Origin of the sequence: Pseudomonas sp. SGAir0191 (assembly GCF_002812565.2) — a bacterium.
GTDB classification, from domain to species: Bacteria; Pseudomonadota; Gammaproteobacteria; order Pseudomonadales; family Pseudomonadaceae; genus Aquipseudomonas; species Aquipseudomonas parafulva_B.
On sequence record NZ_CP025035.2, the window covers coordinates 4,733,133 to 4,750,437 of the forward strand.

Genomic DNA, 17,305 nt, shown 5'->3' on the forward strand with positions numbered 1-17,305 from the left:
GGTGGCTGCCAAGAAGAAACCTGCCCCCAAACGTGGCGCCAGTCGTCAGACGGCGCCCGCCAAGCAGCCCATGCCCGGCTGGGTATGGCTGGCAGTCGGCCTGACCATCGGTGCGTTCATCGTGTTTCTGATGAAGCTCGAACCCGGTGGCGGCGATATCAAACGCACCAAGCCCGAACAGCAGAAAACCGAAAAGACGGTCGAAGCCGGGAAGTCGACCCAGGCCACGCCGCAACAGCCGGTAAAGCCCAAGTACGACTTCTACACCTTGCTGCCGGAGTCGGAAGTCATCGTGCCGCCTGAGGCAGTGCCCGAGAAGACGCCACCTGTGCCAGCCCAGCCGGTCACCCCAGTGACCCCGGCAGAGGCCGCCAAGATCGACACCGCACGCGCCCAAGCTGCATTGCTGGGCCAGACGCCACCGCCCGCGCCTCCGGTGATCAAGCCGGCGGCAACCACACAGTTCTTCCTCCAGGCAGGCTCGTTCCGCAAGCAGGCCGATGCCGACAAGGTGCGCGCGCAGATCATCCTGCTGGGGCAGAGCGTGAAAGTGGAGTCCGGCACGGTGAAGGACGAAACCTGGTACCGGGTGCTGGTCGGGCCGTTCAGCAACCGCGAGCAGTTGACCGTCGCCCAGAAGCAATTGGCCGGCGCGGGCTTCAGTAACCTGCTGCTGCAACAGCGTCAGACCCGCCAATAGCAGTCAGTGCCCACAGGCTGGCGCGGCCTGGCCAGGCCGCGCCAGCGTTTCTAACGGTCAGCGCTGGCCGGCATTGCGCTCGGACACCTGCCCGTTCAACGTCCAGAAGTCATACAGAACGCCCACCAGGAACAACCCGCCCGTGCAGAAGTAGATGATGGCGGTGATCCACTTGCCTTGATAAAGGCGGTGCAGGCCGAAGATGCCCAGGAACGTCAGCAGTATCCAGGCGATGTTGTAGTCGATTCGGCCAGAGTGGAAACGCAGGTCGGCTTCGCGGTCCATGGCCGGGATCAGGAACAGGTCGATGAGCCAGCCAATGCCCAGCAGCCCGAAGGTGAAGAACCAGATCGTCCCGGTGACGGGCTTGCCGTAATAGAAACGGTGCGAGCCGGTGAAGCCGAAAATCCACAGCAAGTAGCCGATCACCTTGCTGTGGGTGTCGTGGAAGGGCGCGCCCTGTTGATAAGTGTTCATGCATGGCCCTCGTGGGTTGCTGATTAAATTTTCTAAAAAAAGTTGTGACTTTTTCCGCCAAGGCCGACGGATGGTAAGCAAGAATCGACCAGCGGATCAAAATTTGATCAAAAAGCTGTTATAAAGTTGCGCGCCCAACACACAACTATTCATAAGAGCTTCATCTATGCCGCCTTTGATCAAGACATGGCTGACCCTCTGCCTACTATTGCCCCTGGCCGCCCACGCCACCAACCGTGAGCAACGTCTTCCCAACGGCTTTACCGGCTACACCACCAACGCCTCGGTAAAGCGCTCGCCCATCAAGCAGACCACCCTGCACGCCCGCCCTGGCAACGCTGCCAGTAAATCGCGTGGCAAGACGGTGGCGGCTGCTTCGAGCAAGCAAAGCAGCGCCGTGCTCGATCGTGCCGTGAACATGCTCGGCACCCCTTATGTTTGGGGCGGTACCAGCCCGAAAAAAGGGTTCGATTGCAGCGGCCTGGTTCGCTACGCCTTCAACGACGTGGCTGAGGTCAACCTGCCTCGCACTTCCAGCGCCATGGCCAGCGGTCACGGCACCAAGGTTGCCAAGGGCGATCTCAAGCCGGGCGACCTGATCTTCTTCAACATCAAGAGCCGCCGCGTCAACCATGTTGCCATCTACCTGGGCAATGACCGCTTCATTCATGCGCCGCGTCGCGGCAAGCGGGTGAGCATCGATAGCCTAAGCAAGCCCTATTGGCAGAAACACTACGTGGTCGCCAAACGCGTACTGCCCAAGGAAAAGCAACAGCTTAGCCTGGCCAAGCGTTAACCCTGCCTCATAACAACCCCATGGAGGGCCGCTCCGCTGCCAACCCTAGGTGGTGGGTGCGGCCCTGGTTGCATCACTCAGCGAGCAGCCCGCGCGCTTGAAGTTGCCTCATGGCCCCGTCCAAGGTTTGCATACCCTCTGCCGCGCCGGTCTGCATCACCGAATGGAGCTGGGCCATGCGCCCTTCGCGGATCAGATTGCGGACTGCATCCGTCACCACCAGCACTTCTCGCGCCGCGACCCTCCCACCGCCCCGGCGGCCAACCAGCACTTGCGCCACTACCACTCGCAGCGAGTCTGCCAGCATCGCGCGCACCCATGCCTTTTCCTGCGCAGGGAATACCTCTACTACCCGGTCGATGCTGTTCACCGCTGAGCGTGTATGAACGGTTGCCAGTACCAGATGACCCGTTTCGGCGGCACGCAGTGCAAGACGAATGGTTTCCAGGTCCCTCAACTCGCCCAGCACGATCACGTCGGGGTCCTGACGCAACGCACTGCGCAGGCCTTGGGCAAAGCTGCAGCAATCTCGGCCGACCTCACGCTGGTTGACCACACCCTGATGGCTGGCATGGACGACCTCGATCGGATCCTCGAGGGTGACGATGTGCAGCGCGCGCTCGCGGCTCATCTGATCGAGCAGGGCTGCCAACGTGCTCGTCTTGCCACTGCCCGTCGGCCCACCTATGAGCACCAGACCGTCACGGTATTGGCCAATGGTTTGGGCAATCTCGCCCAGGCCGAGCGCTTCGGCGCAGGCGATCCGCGCGGGGATCAAGCGGAACGTGAGCGCAGGGCCGTTCATCTGCCTGAACAGGTTCACGCGAAACCGCCCAAGCGCGGGCAGCTCCAGTGCCAGGTCCAGGTCGTGACCGGCGACCCACTGTCGATACGGGTCGGCGTCGAGCAACGATTCCATGCTTCGCATCAATCCATCCGGCGTTGCTATCGGCACGGGCAGGCGTTGCAGCACGCCATGCACGCGCACCGTCGGCGCCTGGCCTGCAGCCAGGTGCAGGTCGCTGGCACCTGCCTTCAAGGCAAGCGCCAGCAGGTCTGTCACATCCATGAGACTCCCCATCTGCCTTCAACCAGGTAAAATGCGGCGACACTTCAGCTGCCGGCCTCGATCTATGTCCACCCTAGCAGACAACCTTTCCTCGATTCGCGACCGCATCAACCGGGGTGCCCAGGCTGCCGGGCGTAATCGCGCCGACGTCCGGTTGCTAGCCGTCAGCAAAACCAAGCCGGCCGCCGCCATACGCGAACTCCACGCCGCGGGCGTACATGATTTCGGGGAAAACTACCTACAAGAGGCGCTGACGAAACAACAGCAACTCATCGACCTGCCTCTGACCTGGCACTTCATTGGCCCTATTCAGTCGAACAAGACCAAGGCCATTGCCGAGCATTTCGACTGGGTGCATTCCGTGGATCGCCTGAAAATCGCCCAACGCCTTTCAGAACAGCGCCCAGTTGGCCTGGCGCCGCTCAACATCTGCCTTCAGGTGAACGTCAGCGGTGAAGCCAGCAAGGCCGGTTGCGCACCCGCGCAACTGCCCGCACTGGTGGAGGCCGTGGCTGCCCTACCCAACCTGCGTTTGCGTGGGCTGATGGCAATCCCCGAACCTACCGATGATCGTAACGCCCAGGAAGCAGCGTTCGCCCAGCTGCGCCAGTTACAGGACGCGCTCGGGCTGGGCCTGGACACCCTGTCCATGGGCATGAGCCATGACCTGGAAGCGGCAATTGCTCAAGGCGCGACCTGGGTCCGTATCGGCACCGCCTTGTTTGGTGCCCGCGACTACGGCAACGCTTGATGACATGCTTAACTCACTTTTCCTAACAAGGACCTGACATGAGCAAGACACGTATTGCCTTTATCGGCGCCGGCAACATGGCCGCAAGCCTGATCGGCGGTCTGCGTGCCCAGGGCGTGGAGGCGTCGCACATCCGCGCCAGCGACCCCGGTGCCGAAACCCGTACCCGCCTCCAGGCCGAACAGGGCATCGAAACCTTCGAGCACAATGCACAGGCCATCGAAGGCGCCGATGTGATCGTGCTGGCGGTCAAGCCGCAGGTGATGAAGACCGTGTGCCAGGCCTTGCGCGATGACCTGAAGGAAGGCCAGCTGATCGTGTCCATCGCTGCGGGCATCACCTGCGCCAGCCTGCAGAGCTGGGTAGGCAGCCACCCGGTGGTGCGCTGCATGCCCAACACGCCGTCGCTGCTGCGCCAGGGCGTCAGTGGCCTGTACGCCACAGCCGAAGTCACGACCGAGCAACGCCAGCAGGCCGAGCAACTGTTGTCGGCGGTAGGGACGGCGCTCTGGCTCGAACAGGAGCAGCAACTGGATGCAGTGACCGCCGTCTCCGGTAGCGGCCCTGCGTATTTCTTCCTGCTGATCGAGGCCATGACTGCGGCGGGCGAGAAGCTCGGCCTGCCTCGGGAGACGGCCACCGAGCTGACCTTGCACACGGCGTTGGGCGCCGCCCGCATGGCGGTTGCCAGCGATGTGGACGCCGCCGAATTGCGCCGCCGCGTGACATCACCTGCCGGCACCACCGAAGCCGCTATCAAATCGTTCCAGGCCAGTGGTTTCGAGGCCATCGTGGAGCAGGCGCTGCACGCTGCAGCCACACGCTCCGCTGAGCTGGCCGAGCAACTGGGCAAATAAGGAGTTTCAAATGAATGCACTGTCCGGCGCCGCGATTTTCGTGGTGCAAACACTGGTCAGCCTGTACCTGGTGATCGTCCTGTTGCGCTTTGTGCTGCAACTGGTCAAGGCCAACTTCTACAACCCGCTCAGCCAGTTCACGGTGCGCGCGACCCAACCGCTGCTCAAGCCGATCCGCCGGATCGTACCCAGCATCGCCGGGCTGGATACCTCATCGCTGCTGCTGGCCGTGCTCATCCAGGCCCTGCTGATGGGGTTCGTGCTGATGGTGACCTACGGCACCTTCGGTGATGTGCTGCACCTGCTGTTGTGGGCCATTATCGGCATCACCTCGCTGTTCCTGAAAATCTTCTGGGTGGCAATGATCGTCATGGTGATCGTTTCCTGGGTAGCGCCGAACAGTCACAACCCGGCGGCCGAGCTTGCGTATCAGATCAGCGAGCCGGTGCTGGCGCCGTTCCGCCGTATCGTGCCAAACCTGGGGGGCATGGATATTTCGCCGATCTTCGCGTTCCTGGCCATTCAGGTCATCCAGTCGTTCGTCATGCCACCACTGGCTGCCTACGCTGGCATGCCGCAGGAGCTGTGGCGGATGATCTGACCCGGCAGCACCCTGGCGACAAGCCTGCGCTTGCCGCTGGGGGTGGTGCTCTTTAGACTTACGCCTCCGTCAAGCGTGAGCAGGGTCGATGTCCACTGTCTTTCCAGAAGATTCCGTCGGTCTGGTCGTGCCCCAGACCGCCCGGTTCGACGAGCCGCTGGCTCTGGCCTGCGGCCGTTCGCTGAGCAGCTACGAGCTGGTCTACGAAACCTATGGCACGCTGAACGCCAGCGCGAGCAATGCGGTACTGATCTGCCATGCCCTCTCTGGGCACCACCATGCCGCGGGCTACCACGCCGCCACTGACCGCAAGCCGGGTTGGTGGGACAGCTGCATCGGCCCAGGCAAGCCCATCGACACCAACCGCTTCTTCGTGGTCAGCCTGAACAACCTGGGCGGCTGCAATGGCAGCACCGGGCCAAGCAGCATCAACCCGGCCACTGGCAAGGCCTATGGCGCCGACTTCCCAATCCTGACCGTCGAAGACTGGGTTCACAGCCAGGTCCGCCTGGCAGAGCGCCTGGGCATCGCGCAGTGGGCCGCCGTGGTGGGTGGCAGCCTGGGCGGCATGCAAGCGCTGCAATGGACCATCAGCTATCCCGAGCGCGTGCGCCACTGTATCGATATCGCCTCGGCGCCCAAGCTGTCCGCGCAGAACATCGCGTTCAACGAGGTGGCGCGCCAGGCCATTCTCACCGACCCCGAGTTCCATGGCGGCTCGTTCCAGGATCAGGGTGTGATTCCCAAGCGGGGCTTGATGCTGGCACGCATGGTCGGGCATATCACCTACCTGTCGGATGACTCGATGGGTGAGAAATTCGGTCGCGAGCTCAAGAGTGACAAGCTCAACTACGACTTCCACAGTGTGGAGTTCCAGGTCGAAAGCTACCTGCGCTACCAGGGCGAAGAATTCTCCGGGCGCTTTGATGCCAACACGTACCTGCTGATGACCAAAGCACTGGACTACTTCGACCCGGCGGCGGCGCACAATGGCGATCTGGCCGCGACCCTGGCCCATGTCAAGGCCAACTACTGCATCATGTCGTTCACTACCGACTGGCGCTTCTCGCCGGCCCGCTCGCGGGAAATCGTCGATGCTCTGATGGCGGCGCGCAAGAACGTCTGCTACCTGGAAATCGACTCGCCCTACGGCCACGATGCCTTCCTGATTCCCACGCCTCGCTACATGCAGGGTTTCTCGAACTACATGAACCGCATTACCCTTTGAGGACAGCATGAGAGCCGATCTGGAAATCATCCACGACTGGATTCCCGCCGGCAGCCGGGTACTGGACCTGGGCTGTGGTACCGGCGAGCTGCTGGCTTCGCTGCGCGACCGCAAGCAGGTCACCGGCTACGGCCTCGAAATCGACGGGGACAATATCGCCGCCTGCGTGGCCAAGGGCGTGAACGTCATCGAGCAGGACCTGGACAAAGGCCTGGGCAATTTCGCCAGCGACAGTTTCGATGTGGTGATCATGACCCAGGCCTTGCAGGCGGTGGAGTACCCCGACCGCATCCTGGACGAAATGCTGCGCGTCGGCCGCCAGTGCATCATCACCTTCCCCAACTTCGGTCACTGGCGCTGCCGGTGGTACCTGGCGACCAAAGGCCGCATGCCCGTCTCGGACTTCATGCCGTACACCTGGTACAACACCCCTAACATTCACTTCTGCACCTTCGCCGACTTCGAAGAGCTGGTCCACGAGCGCAAGGCCAAAGTGCTGGACCGGCTGGCGGTGGATCATATGCACCGCAACGGTCTGGGCGGCCGGCTGTGGCCTAACCTTCTGGGCGAAATCGGTATCTACCGCGTCAGCAGCCCCGGCCTGCAGGCACATCAACTCGCAGTCTGACCCAGGAGAATCTGCACCATGCGTCGCCTTGCCCTGCTTTTGATCAGCCTGTGTCTGGCAATGCCAGCACTGGCAGCCGATACTGCACGCGCTGCTCGCAAAGAGGTATTTGGCGATATCACGGTGCACTACGGCGCGTTTACCTCAAGCATGCTCACCCCGCAGGTCGCAGCGGCCACAGGCCTGGTCCGTAGCCGTCACCAGGGCGTGCTCAGCCTCACTGTACTCAGAGCCGGCAAACCCATCACGGCCGTGGTCAGCGGCGCGGTCAAGGACCTGACCGGGCGCAAGCAGCCCCTGGCCTTCAAGCAGGTCACCGACCACGGCACCGCGTCTTACGTCGCCCAATTCAAGATCGAACACCCTGAGACCGTCGTCTTCGAGCTAGGTGTCCAAGCCGGTGGTGTCAGTCACTCCTTCAGCTTCAACCAGGACGTTTTCCCAGGCGAATGATGAATTTCCAGCAACTCGTATTGGCCAGCCATAACGCCGGCAAACTCAAGGAACTGCAGGCGATGCTCGGTCAATCCGTGCAATTGCGATCGATTGGCGAATTCAGCCAGGTCGAGCCGGAAGAAACCGGCCTCTCGTTCGTCGAGAACGCCATCTTGAAAGCCCGCAATGCCGCGCGCATTTCCGGGCTGCCCGCCTTGGCGGACGATTCCGGTCTGGCCGTGGATTACCTGGGAGGTGCACCTGGCATCTACTCGGCGCGTTATGCCGACGGCCAGGGCGATGCCGCCAATAACGCCAAGTTGCTCGACGCGCTGAAGCACGTACCCGAGGCCGAGCGCGGTGCGCAGTTCGTCTGTGTATTGGCGCTGGTACGGCACGCCGATGATCCGTTGCCAATCCTGTGCGAAGGCCTGTGGCACGGTCGCATCCTGCTCAAGGCAAGCGGCGAACACGGGTTTGGCTACGACCCACTGTTCTGGGTGCCAGAACGTGATTGCTCAAGCGCCGACCTGACCCCGACTGACAAGAACCAGATTAGCCACCGTGCCCGCGCCATGGCACTGCTGCGTCAACGTCTGGGCCTGGCATGACCCTGACGTCGTCGCTCATCCAGGCACCGGGCATCAGCCAGTTGCCGCCGTTGGCGTTGTACATCCACATCCCGTGGTGCGTGCGTAAATGCCCCTACTGCGACTTCAATTCCCATGCCGCAGGGCCTGAGTTGCCCGAAGCGGCCTACGTTGCGGCGCTGCTGACCGACCTTGACCAGGAACTGGCCGCAGTCCAAGGCCGCGTCATCACCTCGATCTTCTTCGGTGGTGGCACACCAAGCCTGTTCAGTGCCGATGCCCTGGGCCGGTTGCTGCGCGGCGTCGAGCAACGCATCCCATTCGCTTCGGACATTGAGATCACCCTGGAAGCCAACCCGGGAACGTTCGAACAGGACAAGTTCAAGGCCTATCGCCAGACCGGCATCAACCGCCTGTCCATTGGCGTGCAGAGTTTCCAACCCGCCAAGCTGCAAGCGCTGGGCCGCATCCACAACGGCGAGGAGGCGATCCGCGCTGCTGGCATGGCAAGGGCCGCAGGCTTCGACAACTTCAACATGGACCTGATGCATGGCTTGCCCGACCAGTCGATGGACGACGCCCTGGGCGATCTGCGTCAGGCAATCGAGCTCGGGCCCACGCACCTGTCCTGGTATCAACTGACGGTAGAGCCCAACACCGTATTCTGGAACCAGCCGCCCGAGCTGCCCGAGGACGATATCCTCTGGGACATCCAGGAAGCCGGCCAGGGCCTGATGGCGGCCAACGGGTTCGGCCAGTACGAGGTGTCTGCCTACGCTCAGCCCGAGCGCGCTGCCCGCCACAACCTCAACTACTGGCGCTTCGGAGACTTCATCGGCATTGGTGCCGGGGCCCATGGCAAGCTCACCTATGCGGACGGCCGTATCGTACGCACCTGGAAAACCCGGTTGCCCAAGGACTACCTGAACCTGGCCAAACCGTTCAAGGCCGGCGAAAAACCGTTGCCCGAGGACGAGCTGCCCTTCGAGTTCCTGATGAACGCGCTGCGCCTGACCCAGGGTGTGGAAGCGCAGCTGTTCACCGACCGCACCGGATTGCCGCTCGCACGGCTCGCCCAAGCTCGTCGCCTGGCAGAACAAAGAGGGCTTTTGCAGGTCGAACCGGATCGACTGGTGGCAACGCCCAGGGGCCAACTGTTCCTCAATGACTTGCTGCAGTATTTCTTGACCTAAGGATGACCCATGGATCTGGTACTCGACCTGCTCGCGACGATTTCCCGCTGGAGCCGTAGCAACTTGTCGGAGATTTCTCTGGCGTTGGTAGGCTGTCTGCTGGTGCTGTTCGGGACGGACATCAAGGCCTGGGCCGAGCAGCGCCTGGGCGGGCTGACAGGGGCCCTGCGGGTGCCGCTGATGGCATTGCTGGTGATGATCGGCAGCGGCGCGGCCTTGATCTACGCCACACCCTGGGTTTTGAAGGGGCTGAGCCAGTTCAACAACTACGCGTTGGCACCTGTGCTGCTGGTGGTCCTGGCGCTGATCGGCGTGGTGGCGGATCGTCGCGGCTGAAGCTGTAGCAGTCCAGGCGCCTTTTACGTAACGCCCTGGCGTTAGCCCCCGTGGTTGTCGGCACTCAAAAACCGACCTTGCAGAATGATGCTGTTCATCAAGATCGCTGGGGCCGCGCCGTGGCCCCAAATAATAGCGCTTGCAAGGCAGCTTTTTGTCCATCCGCACAGCGTCCGGCTTAGGGGGTCACGCGGTCTTTTCGAATTTCAGGTCCCAGACACCATGGCCCAAGCGCTCGCCGCGGCGTTCGAACTTGGTGATCGGCCGCTCGGTCGGGCGCGGCACGTAGGTACCGTCCGCTGCTTGATTGCGATAGCCAGGGGCTGCATTCATCACTTCCAGCATGTACTCGGCATAGGGTTCCCAATCCGTGGCCATGTGGAACACGCCGCCGGGCTTGAGCTTGCGCCGTACCAACTCGGCGAACGCCAGCTGGACGATGCGGCGCTTGTGGTGGCGCGCCTTGTGCCAAGGGTCAGGGAAGAACAGCATCAGGCGGTCAAGGCTGTCGTCGGCCACGCAACGGTTCAATACCTCGATGGCATCGCAATCGTATACCCGCAGGTTGGTCAGCCCTTGGGTGAGCACGCCATTGAGCAGCGCCCCTACGCCTGGGCGATGGACCTCGACACCGATGAAGTCCTGCTCAGGCGCAGCGGCGGCCATTTCCAGCAGGGAATGACCCATGCCGAAGCCGATTTCCAGCGTGCGCGGTGCCGAGCGGCCGAAGACCTGGTCGTAGTCGACCGGACTGTCCGCCAGCGGCAGGATGTACAGCGGCCCACCCTGGTCCAGGCCGCGCTGCTGGCCTTCGGTCATGCGCCCGGCACGCATCACGAAGCTCTTGATGCGGCGGTGTGGGCGGGCGTCGCCGTCGGCGGCGTTCGGCAGATCTTGCGAATCAGTCATCAGGGGCTCTTACTTGATCAGACCATCCAGCGGCGAAGAGGCGCTGGCATAGAGTTTCTTGGGCATGCGGCCGGCCAGGTACGCCATGCGACCCGCCACGATGGCGTGCTTCATGGCCTCGGCCATCAATACCGGTTGCTGGGCATGGGCGATGGCCGAGTTCATCAGCACCGCCTCGCAGCCCATTTCCATGGCGATGGTGGCGTCGGAGGCAGTGCCTACCCCAGCATCCACCAGCACCGGTACTTTGGATTCTTCGAGGATGATCTGCAGGTTGTAGGGGTTGCAGATGCCAAGCCCCGTACCGATCAGGCCAGCCAGGGGCATGACGGCGATACAGCCGGATTCGGCCAGTTGGCGGGCGATGATCGGGTCGTCGCTGGTGTAGACCATCACGTCGAAGCCATCCTTGACGAGCACCTCGGCGGCCTTGAGGGTTTCGATTACGTTGGGGAACAGGGTTTTCTGGTCGGCCAGCACTTCCAGCTTGACCAGGTTATGCCCATCGAGCAGCTCCCGGGCCAGGCGGCAGGTACGCACCGCTTCGACGGCGTCATAGCAGCCGGCAGTATTGGGCAGAATGGTGTAGCGGTCCGGTGGCAGTACGTCCAGCAGGTTCGGCTCGCCCGGGTTCTGACCAATGTTCGTGCGGCGCACCGCGACAGTCACGATCTCGGCACCCGAGGCCTCGATGGCCTGGCGGGTTTGCTCCATGTCACGGTACTTGCCGGTGCCTACCAGCAGGCGCGACTGGAAGGTACGCCCGGCCAGGGTGAAGGGCTTGTCGCTGCGAACGTTGCTCATCGTTGTTCCTCGGGAAAAGGTTGCTGGGCCTGCGGTTGGGTTGCCGACAGCGGTCAGCCGCCACCGATGGCGTGCACCACTTCGACCTGGTCGCCATCGCTCAGCGCGGTGGTGACATGCTGACTGCGCGGCACGATGTCCTGATTCAGCTCCACCGCCACGCGGCGGCCAGCCAGCTCAAGGCGTGCCAGTAGCCCGGCGACGCTTTCGCCAGCAGGCAATTCGTAGGGTTCACCGTTCAGTTGGATACGCATGCTCACGGCCACCATTGTTCTTTGGGGCCCGCATTCTAGCGCCGAAAGGCCGCGCAACCCAAGGCCACCGCACGCCATTAGTCGTTAATGTGGACTGGGCAGTCAGCCCAGTCGCCACGCGGCGAGCCCAAGACAAAGCCACCCTGCCAGGAAGCACAGGCCACCGATGGGCGTGATCATGCCCAGCTTGCTGATGCCGGTCAGCGTCAGCAGGTACAGGCTGCCGGAGAACAGCACGATACCCAGCACGAACAGATAACCAGCCCAACCCACCAGCCGGCCAGGCAGATGCACCGCCAGCAATGCCACGCCAAACAGCGCCAGCGCGTGAACCAGTTGGTAGGTGACACCGGTGTGGAAGATAGCCAGGTAGTCAGCGCTGAGTCGATTTTTCAGGCCGTGGGCTGCAAAGGCGCCCAGGGCCACGCCGGTAAAGCCGAAAAAAGCGGCAAGCATCAGGAAGCTGCGAAGCATGAGACGACTCCTCGAATCGGGTCTGTATAATGGCCCTTCCCAAACGTCCGGCCAAGCCACCCTATGCTGCGAAACCTTCTCCGACGTCTTCTGCGCGCCCTGCTCTGGTTTGCTGCCGTCAGTATCGTGCTGGTTCTGGTGTTTCGCTGGGTGCCCCCGCCCGGTACGGCGTTGATGCTCGAGCGCAAGGTGCAATCGTGGGTGAGCGGCGAACCGATTGACCTGCAGCGCGAATGGGTGGGTTGGGACCATATCTCCGATGACCTCAAGGTGGCGGTCATCGCTGGCGAAGACCAGAAGTTCGCCAGCCATTGGGGGTTCGACATACCCGCCATCCAGGCAGCCCTGGCTTTCAACGAGCGTGGCGGTAGCGTGCGCGGGGCCAGCACCCTGACCCAACAGGTGGCCAAGAATCTGTTCCTGTGGCCGGGGCGCAGCTGGCTGCGCAAGGGGCTGGAAGCATGGTTCACCGGCTTGATCGAGCTGTTCTGGACCAAGCAGCGCATTCTTGAGGTCTACCTGAACAGTGCCGAGTGGGGCCAGGGTGTGTTCGGCGCCCAGGCAGCCGCTCGCCACCACTTTGGTGTGGAGGCCAGTCAACTCAGCCGGCAACAAGCCGCGCAACTGGCCGCGGTGCTGCCCAGCCCTCTCAAGTGGAGTGCTGGCAAGCCAAGCACCTACGTGGCCAGCCGTGCTGGCTGGATTCGCCGCCAGATGAGCCAGCTGGGTGGGCCAAGCTACTTGATGCAATTGGACACATCACGCAAGCCCTGAGCCTGGCACCGCGTACAGGGCAGACATGAAAAAGCCGCTGTTTCCTTGCGGGACAGCGGCTTTCTTGTCGAACAGAGAACGATCAGGCTGCGATCAAGGCCTTGACCTTGTTCATCGCGTTCTTCTCCAACTGGCGAATACGCTCGGCCGACACGCTGTATTTCTCGGCCAGCTCATGCAGGGTAGCTTTCTCTTCGGCCAACCAGCGCTGGTACAGAATATCCCGGCTACGGTCATCCAGACCCTGCAAGGCCTCATGAAGGTTGCTGGTGGAGTTGTCGCTCCAGTCTGCATCTTCAAGCTGTACCGCCGGGTCGTAACGGTGGTCTTCCAGGTAATGCGCAGGCGACTGGAAGGCACTGTCGTCATCGGCTTCGGCTGCCGGATCGAACGCCATGTCGTGACCGCTCAGACGGCTTTCCATCTCGCGGACTTCACGAGGCTCGACCCCCAGGCTTTCGGCAACCCGATGCACTTCGTCGTTATTCAACCAGGCCAGACGCTTTTTCTGGCTGCGCAGGTTGAAGAACAGCTTGCGCTGGGCCTTGGTGGTCGCCACCTTGACGATCCGCCAGTTGCGCAGGATGAACTCGTGAATCTCGGCCTTGATCCAGTGCACGGCGAACGACACCAGGCGCACGCCCATTTCGGGGTTGAAGCGCTTGACGGCCTTCATCAGGCCAACGTTGCCTTCCTGGATCAGGTCGGCCTGGGCCAGCCCATAACCGGCATAGCTGCGGGCGATATGCACGACGAACCGCAGGTGGGCCATTACCATCTGCCGAGCAGCTTCGAGGTCCTGCTCGTAATAGAGACGCTCAGCCAGATCACGCTCCTGCTCGACAGTCAGCAGCGGGATGCTGTTGACCGTATGCACGTAGGACTCCAGGTTTGCACCGGGGATCAGGGCATACGCAGGTTGCAACGATGTGGTCATTCAAGAACCTCCGACTTACTGAACTCGCGCTTTTCAGGCGCTGCCTACATAGACCTGGGGCCCAGATACAAGTTCCAACGGGCACGCCCAGGCCAATGCTGGCCAATAAAAACTATCGCGGCGCCAGCTCGTTCAAGTGGCGGGCGACTGCAATCCATGCACCGATATACCCCAACAGCACCGCTCCGATCAAGAGCGACAGACCATCGGAGGCAGGTACGCCACCCAAGGCGAAATCGCTGCCATACAGACCGGACAGGCTCACCACGGCCTCGTTCAGCCACCCTAGGCCAAACGCCAGGATGGCCCAGGCCAACAGGCCCGCGCCCAGGCCGTACAAGGCCCCCATGTACAGGAAAGGCCGGCGTACGTAAGCATCGGTGCCCCCCACCAGCTTGATCACTTCGATCTCGACACGGCGGTTCTCGATATGTAGACGAATTGTGTTGCCAATTACTAAAAGCAGCGCAGAAATGAGCATGACGGCCAGCCCGAAAACGAACCGGTCCCCAAGCTTGAGGATGGCCGCCAGCCGCTCGACCCACACCAGGTCCAGCTGCGCTACATCGACGCGCGGCAACTCCGATAGGCGCTGACGCAACGCTTCCAAGGCCGGCTTGTCGACTTCGGTCGGGGTCACCACGACCACGCCGGGCAGTGGGTTGTCGGGCAACTCACGCAGTGCCTCGCCCAGGCCCGATTGCTGCTGGAACTCCTGCAGCGCCTGCTCGCGACTGACATACTGCGCCTCTGCTACGCCAGGCATGCCCTTGATTTCATCGCGCAACGCCTCGCCGTCACGGCTGCTGGCATCGAGCTTGAGGTACAGGGATATCTGCGCGGCGCGCTGCCAGGACCCACCCAACTGCTCGATGTTCTTGAGCAGCAACGACAGCCCCATGGGCATGCTCAGCGCCACGGCCATCACCATGCACGTGAAGAAGCTGCCAATGGGCTGCTTGCCCAGTCGCCGTAAGCTATCCGCCAGGCTGGCGCGATGGCTCTCGAGCCAGGCATGCATGAGCGATCGCAGGTCCGGGCCGTCGTCGTCGGAGCCTGCGCCACGTTTCTTCGCAGGCTGTGGGTCGGCAGGTTTAGGCGCGACGCGCTCGGAGACCTTCGGTGATCGTGTCGTACTCATTGTCCGGCCTCCCCGTCGCCGATCAGACGCCCGCGCTGCAAGGTGAGCATGCGGTGACGCATGCGCGCGATCAGGGCCAGGTCGTGGCTGGCGATCAGCACCGTTGTACCCAATCGGTTGATGTCCTCGAACACCCCCATGATTTCCGCAGCCAGGCGCGGGTCCAGGTTACCCGTTGGCTCGTCAGCCAGCAGCAGGGCTGGCTGGTGCACGATGGCGCGGGCGATACCCACGCGCTGCTGCTGGCCGGTCGACAGGTCGGCAGGGTACAGCTCGCCTTTGTCGACCAGAGACACCCGCTCCAGCGCCGAGTCCACGCGCTTGGCGATCTCGGCCTTGGACAGGCCCAGTATCTGCAGGGGCAAGGCAATGTTGTTGAAGACCGTGCGGTCGAACAGCAACTGGTGGTTCTGGAACACCACGCCTATCTGGCGGCGCAGAAACGGGATCTGCGAATTGCTGATCTGGCCCAGGTCCTGCCCGGCCAGCATCAGTTTGCCGCTGGTAGGACGCTCCATGGCCAGCAGCAGGCGCAGCAGCGTACTTTTACCTGCGCCCGAGTGCCCGGTGACGAACAGGAATTCGCCCCGACGCGCCCGGAAACTCAGCTCGTGCAGCCCCACGTGGCCGTTGGGGTAGCGCTTGGCAACCTGTTCGAATCGAATCATGGTCAGTCTCGCTCGGCGAACAGGGCCTTGACGAACGGCTCGGCCTCGAAGGTGCGCAGGTCATCGATCCCTTCACCCACACCGATGAACCGGATAGGCAGCTTGAATTGCTTGGCCAGGGCGAAGATGACACCCCCCTTGGCGGTACCGTCGAGCTTGGTGAGCGCAAGGCCGGTCAGCTCCACGCTCTGGTGGAAATACTTGGCCTGGCTGATGGCGTTCTGGCCAGTACCGGCGTCGAGCACCAGCAGCACTTCGTGCGGTGCATCGGGATCGAGCTTGCCGATGACGCGACGGACCTTCTTCAGCTCCTCCATCAGGTTGTCTTTGGTGTGCAGGCGCCCGGCGGTATCGGCGATCAGCACATCCACGCCCCTGGCCTTGGCTGCCTGCACCGCGTCGAAGATCACCGAAGCGGAGTCGGCGCCGGTGTGCTGCGCGATCACCGGGATGCGGTTACGCTCACCCCACACCTGCAATTGCTCGACCGCCGCGGCCCGGAAGGTGTCGCCTGCAGCGAGCATCACTTTCTTGCCTTCCATTTGCAGCTTCTTGGCCAGCTTGCCGATGGTGGTGGTCTTGCCGGCGCCATTGACGCCTACCACCAGGATCACATAAGGCTTGTTCTGCGCCGCCACGACCAGCGGCTGCTCGACAGGCCTGAGCAACGCGGCCAGCTCTTCCTGCAAGGACTTGTACAGCGCATCGGCGTCGGCCAGCTGCTTGCGAGCCACCTTCTGCGTCAGGTTCTGAACGATGGTGGACGTGGCCTCCACCCCGACGTCGGCGGTCAGCAGGCGAGTCTCGATCTCGTCGAGCAAGTCGTCGTCGATGACTTTCTTGCCTAGGAACAGGCTGGCCATGCCTTCGCCAATGCTGGCGCTGGTTTTCGACAACCCCTGCTTGAGGCGGGCGAAAAAGCCTGCTTTCACAGGCTCGGCCTGGGTGGCCTCGACGGGCGGGGCAGCCTCGGCCTCGACGTGCGGATCGACCTTGGGCGGCTCTGCAATGGGCTGGACTGCTGGCGCAGGCGCCGGGCGATCCGGAATGACCGGTGGCGCCTTGGCTTGCAGATCGGGCACAAGCGCCACGGGTTCTTCTGCAACCGGCAGCACCAGATTGCTCACGGGGGCAGGGATTTCGGCTTCAGGCACAATCGCCTGTACAGGCGCGGGCACGTGCGGTGCAGGGTCGACAACCGGCGCCGGTGCCTCGGGCACGGCGACCTCGGGCAAGGGCTCAGGCGTCACGGGAGCAGAGAGTGTAGGCTCCGCACGCGGCGCAACGACCGGGGCCGCAGCGGCGTGCTCGTCCAGCGGCGCAGGCACCTCCGCTCGCTCGGGATCAGCTGGTGCGGGCGCTTCGACAGCTGGGGATTTTTCCGCCGGCACGTCCGCTTGCGCAGGTGGCTGCGGCTTCTTGCGGAACCAGCCGAACAGGCCTTTCTTCTCGCCAGCCTCGGCCGGCGCTTTTTTGTCGTCGTTGGAACCAAACATGGAAGACGGCTATCTCAGGGTAGCGATGGCCCGCTAGGGCGCATCAGGAATTCTTTCTACGCAGAACAGACTATCTAGAAGCCGGCTGGTTCATGCGCAACGTTTTGTCTTGATGTCCTGCAGGCCAGAACGGCGACAGGCATGGTCGCCAGGCAACCGGATCAGTATCCTAGCACCTCCTGGCCTG

General features: G+C 62.6%; 21 protein-coding genes and 1 pseudogene. 12 read left to right on the forward strand and 10 right to left on the reverse strand.

Annotated features, from left to right (window positions below; translation table 11 throughout):
* Window position 1 precedes the first annotated feature (1 nt).
* Window positions 2–700: an SPOR domain-containing protein gene (locus CWR53_RS21235; RefSeq protein ID WP_023532748.1), complete on the forward strand. Its 699-nt coding sequence runs from the start codon at window positions 2–4 to the stop codon at window positions 698–700.
* Window positions 701–757: 57 nt separating this feature from the next.
* Here CWR53_RS21235 and CWR53_RS21240 read toward each other — a convergent pair whose 3' ends face one another.
* A complete protein-coding gene (locus tag CWR53_RS21240) occupies window positions 758–1,177 on the reverse strand; it encodes a TM2 domain-containing protein (RefSeq protein ID WP_058602909.1) in 420 nt (139 codons plus the stop codon).
* A gap of 166 nt (window positions 1,178–1,343) precedes the next feature.
* Between CWR53_RS21240 and CWR53_RS21245 the strand changes: the two genes are divergently transcribed.
* Entirely contained in the window at window positions 1,344–1,973 is a 630-nt protein-coding gene (locus CWR53_RS21245; protein WP_100852430.1) for a C40 family peptidase, read from the forward strand.
* Between the two features lie 73 nt (window positions 1,974–2,046).
* On the opposite strand, the gene CWR53_RS21250 is transcribed toward CWR53_RS21245, so the two are convergent.
* Window positions 2,047–3,042 (reverse strand): type IV pilus twitching motility protein PilT, encoded by a 996-nt coding sequence (locus CWR53_RS21250; protein WP_100852431.1) that lies wholly within the window; start codon window positions 3,040–3,042, stop codon window positions 2,047–2,049.
* 64 nt (window positions 3,043–3,106) lie between these two features.
* On the opposite strand from CWR53_RS21250, the gene CWR53_RS21255 reads away from it, so the two are divergent.
* From CWR53_RS21255 to CWR53_RS21295, 9 genes and pseudogenes are all read left to right on the forward strand, one after another.
* Window positions 3,107–3,793 carry a YggS family pyridoxal phosphate-dependent enzyme gene (locus CWR53_RS21255; RefSeq protein WP_100852432.1) on the forward strand — a complete coding sequence of 229 codons (687 nt, stop codon included), beginning with the start codon at window positions 3,107–3,109 and terminating at the stop codon, window positions 3,791–3,793.
* Between the two features lie 38 nt (window positions 3,794–3,831).
* On the forward strand, window positions 3,832–4,650 hold the full coding sequence (proC, locus tag CWR53_RS21260) for a pyrroline-5-carboxylate reductase (protein WP_100852433.1): 819 nt from the start codon (window positions 3,832–3,834) through the stop codon (window positions 4,648–4,650).
* A 10-nt stretch (window positions 4,651–4,660) separates the two neighbouring features.
* A complete protein-coding gene (locus CWR53_RS21265; RefSeq protein WP_058602904.1) occupies window positions 4,661–5,251 on the forward strand; it encodes a YggT family protein in 591 nt (196 codons plus the stop codon).
* Between the two features lie 88 nt (window positions 5,252–5,339).
* The gene (locus CWR53_RS21270) at window positions 5,340–6,479 is read left to right on the forward strand and encodes a homoserine O-acetyltransferase (protein ID WP_058602903.1); all 1,140 of its coding nucleotides are present in this window, start codon (window positions 5,340–5,342) and stop codon (window positions 6,477–6,479) included.
* A gap of 7 nt (window positions 6,480–6,486) precedes the next feature.
* Window positions 6,487–7,107 carry a methionine biosynthesis protein MetW gene (gene metW / locus CWR53_RS21275; protein ID WP_058602902.1) on the forward strand — a complete coding sequence of 207 codons (621 nt, stop codon included), beginning with the start codon at window positions 6,487–6,489 and terminating at the stop codon, window positions 7,105–7,107.
* A gap of 18 nt (window positions 7,108–7,125) precedes the next feature.
* On the forward strand, window positions 7,126–7,560 hold the full coding sequence (locus CWR53_RS21280) for a DUF4426 domain-containing protein (protein WP_078479279.1): 435 nt from the start codon (window positions 7,126–7,128) through the stop codon (window positions 7,558–7,560).
* On the forward strand, window positions 7,557–8,153 hold the full coding sequence (gene rdgB, locus CWR53_RS21285; RefSeq protein WP_100852434.1) for an RdgB/HAM1 family non-canonical purine NTP pyrophosphatase: 597 nt from the start codon (window positions 7,557–7,559) through the stop codon (window positions 8,151–8,153). Before CWR53_RS21280 ends, rdgB begins: the two co-directional genes overlap by 4 nt.
* A 35-nt stretch (window positions 8,154–8,188) precedes the next feature.
* Window positions 8,189–9,325, forward strand: a pseudogene (gene hemW / locus CWR53_RS21290) (radical SAM family heme chaperone HemW); the annotation flags it as partial.
* A gap of 9 nt (window positions 9,326–9,334) precedes the next feature.
* Entirely contained in the window at window positions 9,335–9,661 is a 327-nt protein-coding gene (locus tag CWR53_RS21295) for a DUF3392 domain-containing protein (RefSeq protein WP_023532330.1), read from the forward strand.
* A gap of 186 nt (window positions 9,662–9,847) precedes the next feature.
* Here the strand turns inward: CWR53_RS21295 and trmB are convergent, their stop codons facing one another.
* From trmB to CWR53_RS21315, 4 genes are all read right to left on the reverse strand, one after another.
* Entirely contained in the window at window positions 9,848–10,570 is a 723-nt protein-coding gene (gene trmB, locus CWR53_RS21300; RefSeq protein ID WP_058602898.1) for a tRNA (guanosine(46)-N7)-methyltransferase TrmB, read from the reverse strand.
* Between the two features lie 9 nt (window positions 10,571–10,579).
* Window positions 10,580–11,374 carry a thiazole synthase gene (locus tag CWR53_RS21305; RefSeq protein ID WP_058602897.1) on the reverse strand — a complete coding sequence of 265 codons (795 nt, stop codon included), beginning with the start codon at window positions 11,372–11,374 and terminating at the stop codon, window positions 10,580–10,582.
* A 53-nt stretch (window positions 11,375–11,427) separates the two neighbouring features.
* Window positions 11,428–11,628, reverse strand: coding sequence for a sulfur carrier protein ThiS (thiS, locus tag CWR53_RS21310; protein WP_058603078.1), 201 nt, complete (start codon window positions 11,626–11,628; stop codon window positions 11,428–11,430).
* A gap of 102 nt (window positions 11,629–11,730) precedes the next feature.
* Window positions 11,731–12,102: a DUF423 domain-containing protein gene (locus CWR53_RS21315; RefSeq protein ID WP_027913492.1), complete on the reverse strand. Its 372-nt coding sequence runs from the start codon at window positions 12,100–12,102 to the stop codon at window positions 11,731–11,733.
* A gap of 63 nt (window positions 12,103–12,165) precedes the next feature.
* Between CWR53_RS21315 and mtgA the strand changes: the two genes are divergently transcribed.
* Window positions 12,166–12,876, forward strand: coding sequence for a monofunctional biosynthetic peptidoglycan transglycosylase (gene mtgA, locus CWR53_RS21320; RefSeq protein ID WP_100852436.1), 711 nt, complete (start codon window positions 12,166–12,168; stop codon window positions 12,874–12,876).
* Window positions 12,877–12,958: 82 nt separating this feature from the next.
* Here mtgA and rpoH read toward each other — a convergent pair whose 3' ends face one another.
* The 4 genes from rpoH to ftsY all read right to left on the reverse strand — a co-directional run bounded on the left by rpoH (window position 12,959) and on the right by ftsY (window position 17,118).
* On the reverse strand, window positions 12,959–13,813 hold the full coding sequence (rpoH, locus tag CWR53_RS21325) for an RNA polymerase sigma factor RpoH (protein WP_100852437.1): 855 nt from the start codon (window positions 13,811–13,813) through the stop codon (window positions 12,959–12,961).
* A 112-nt stretch (window positions 13,814–13,925) separates the two neighbouring features.
* Entirely contained in the window at window positions 13,926–14,954 is a 1,029-nt protein-coding gene (gene ftsX / locus CWR53_RS21330) for a permease-like cell division protein FtsX (RefSeq protein WP_058602895.1), read from the reverse strand.
* Window positions 14,951–15,622: a cell division ATP-binding protein FtsE gene (gene ftsE / locus CWR53_RS21335; RefSeq protein ID WP_023532835.1), complete on the reverse strand. Its 672-nt coding sequence runs from the start codon at window positions 15,620–15,622 to the stop codon at window positions 14,951–14,953. The genes ftsX and ftsE overlap by 4 nt, the downstream gene beginning before the upstream one ends.
* A 2-nt stretch (window positions 15,623–15,624) precedes the next feature.
* Window positions 15,625–17,118: a signal recognition particle-docking protein FtsY gene (gene ftsY / locus CWR53_RS21340; protein ID WP_058602894.1), complete on the reverse strand. Its 1,494-nt coding sequence runs from the start codon at window positions 17,116–17,118 to the stop codon at window positions 15,625–15,627.
* Window positions 17,119–17,305: the final 187 nt, after the last annotated feature.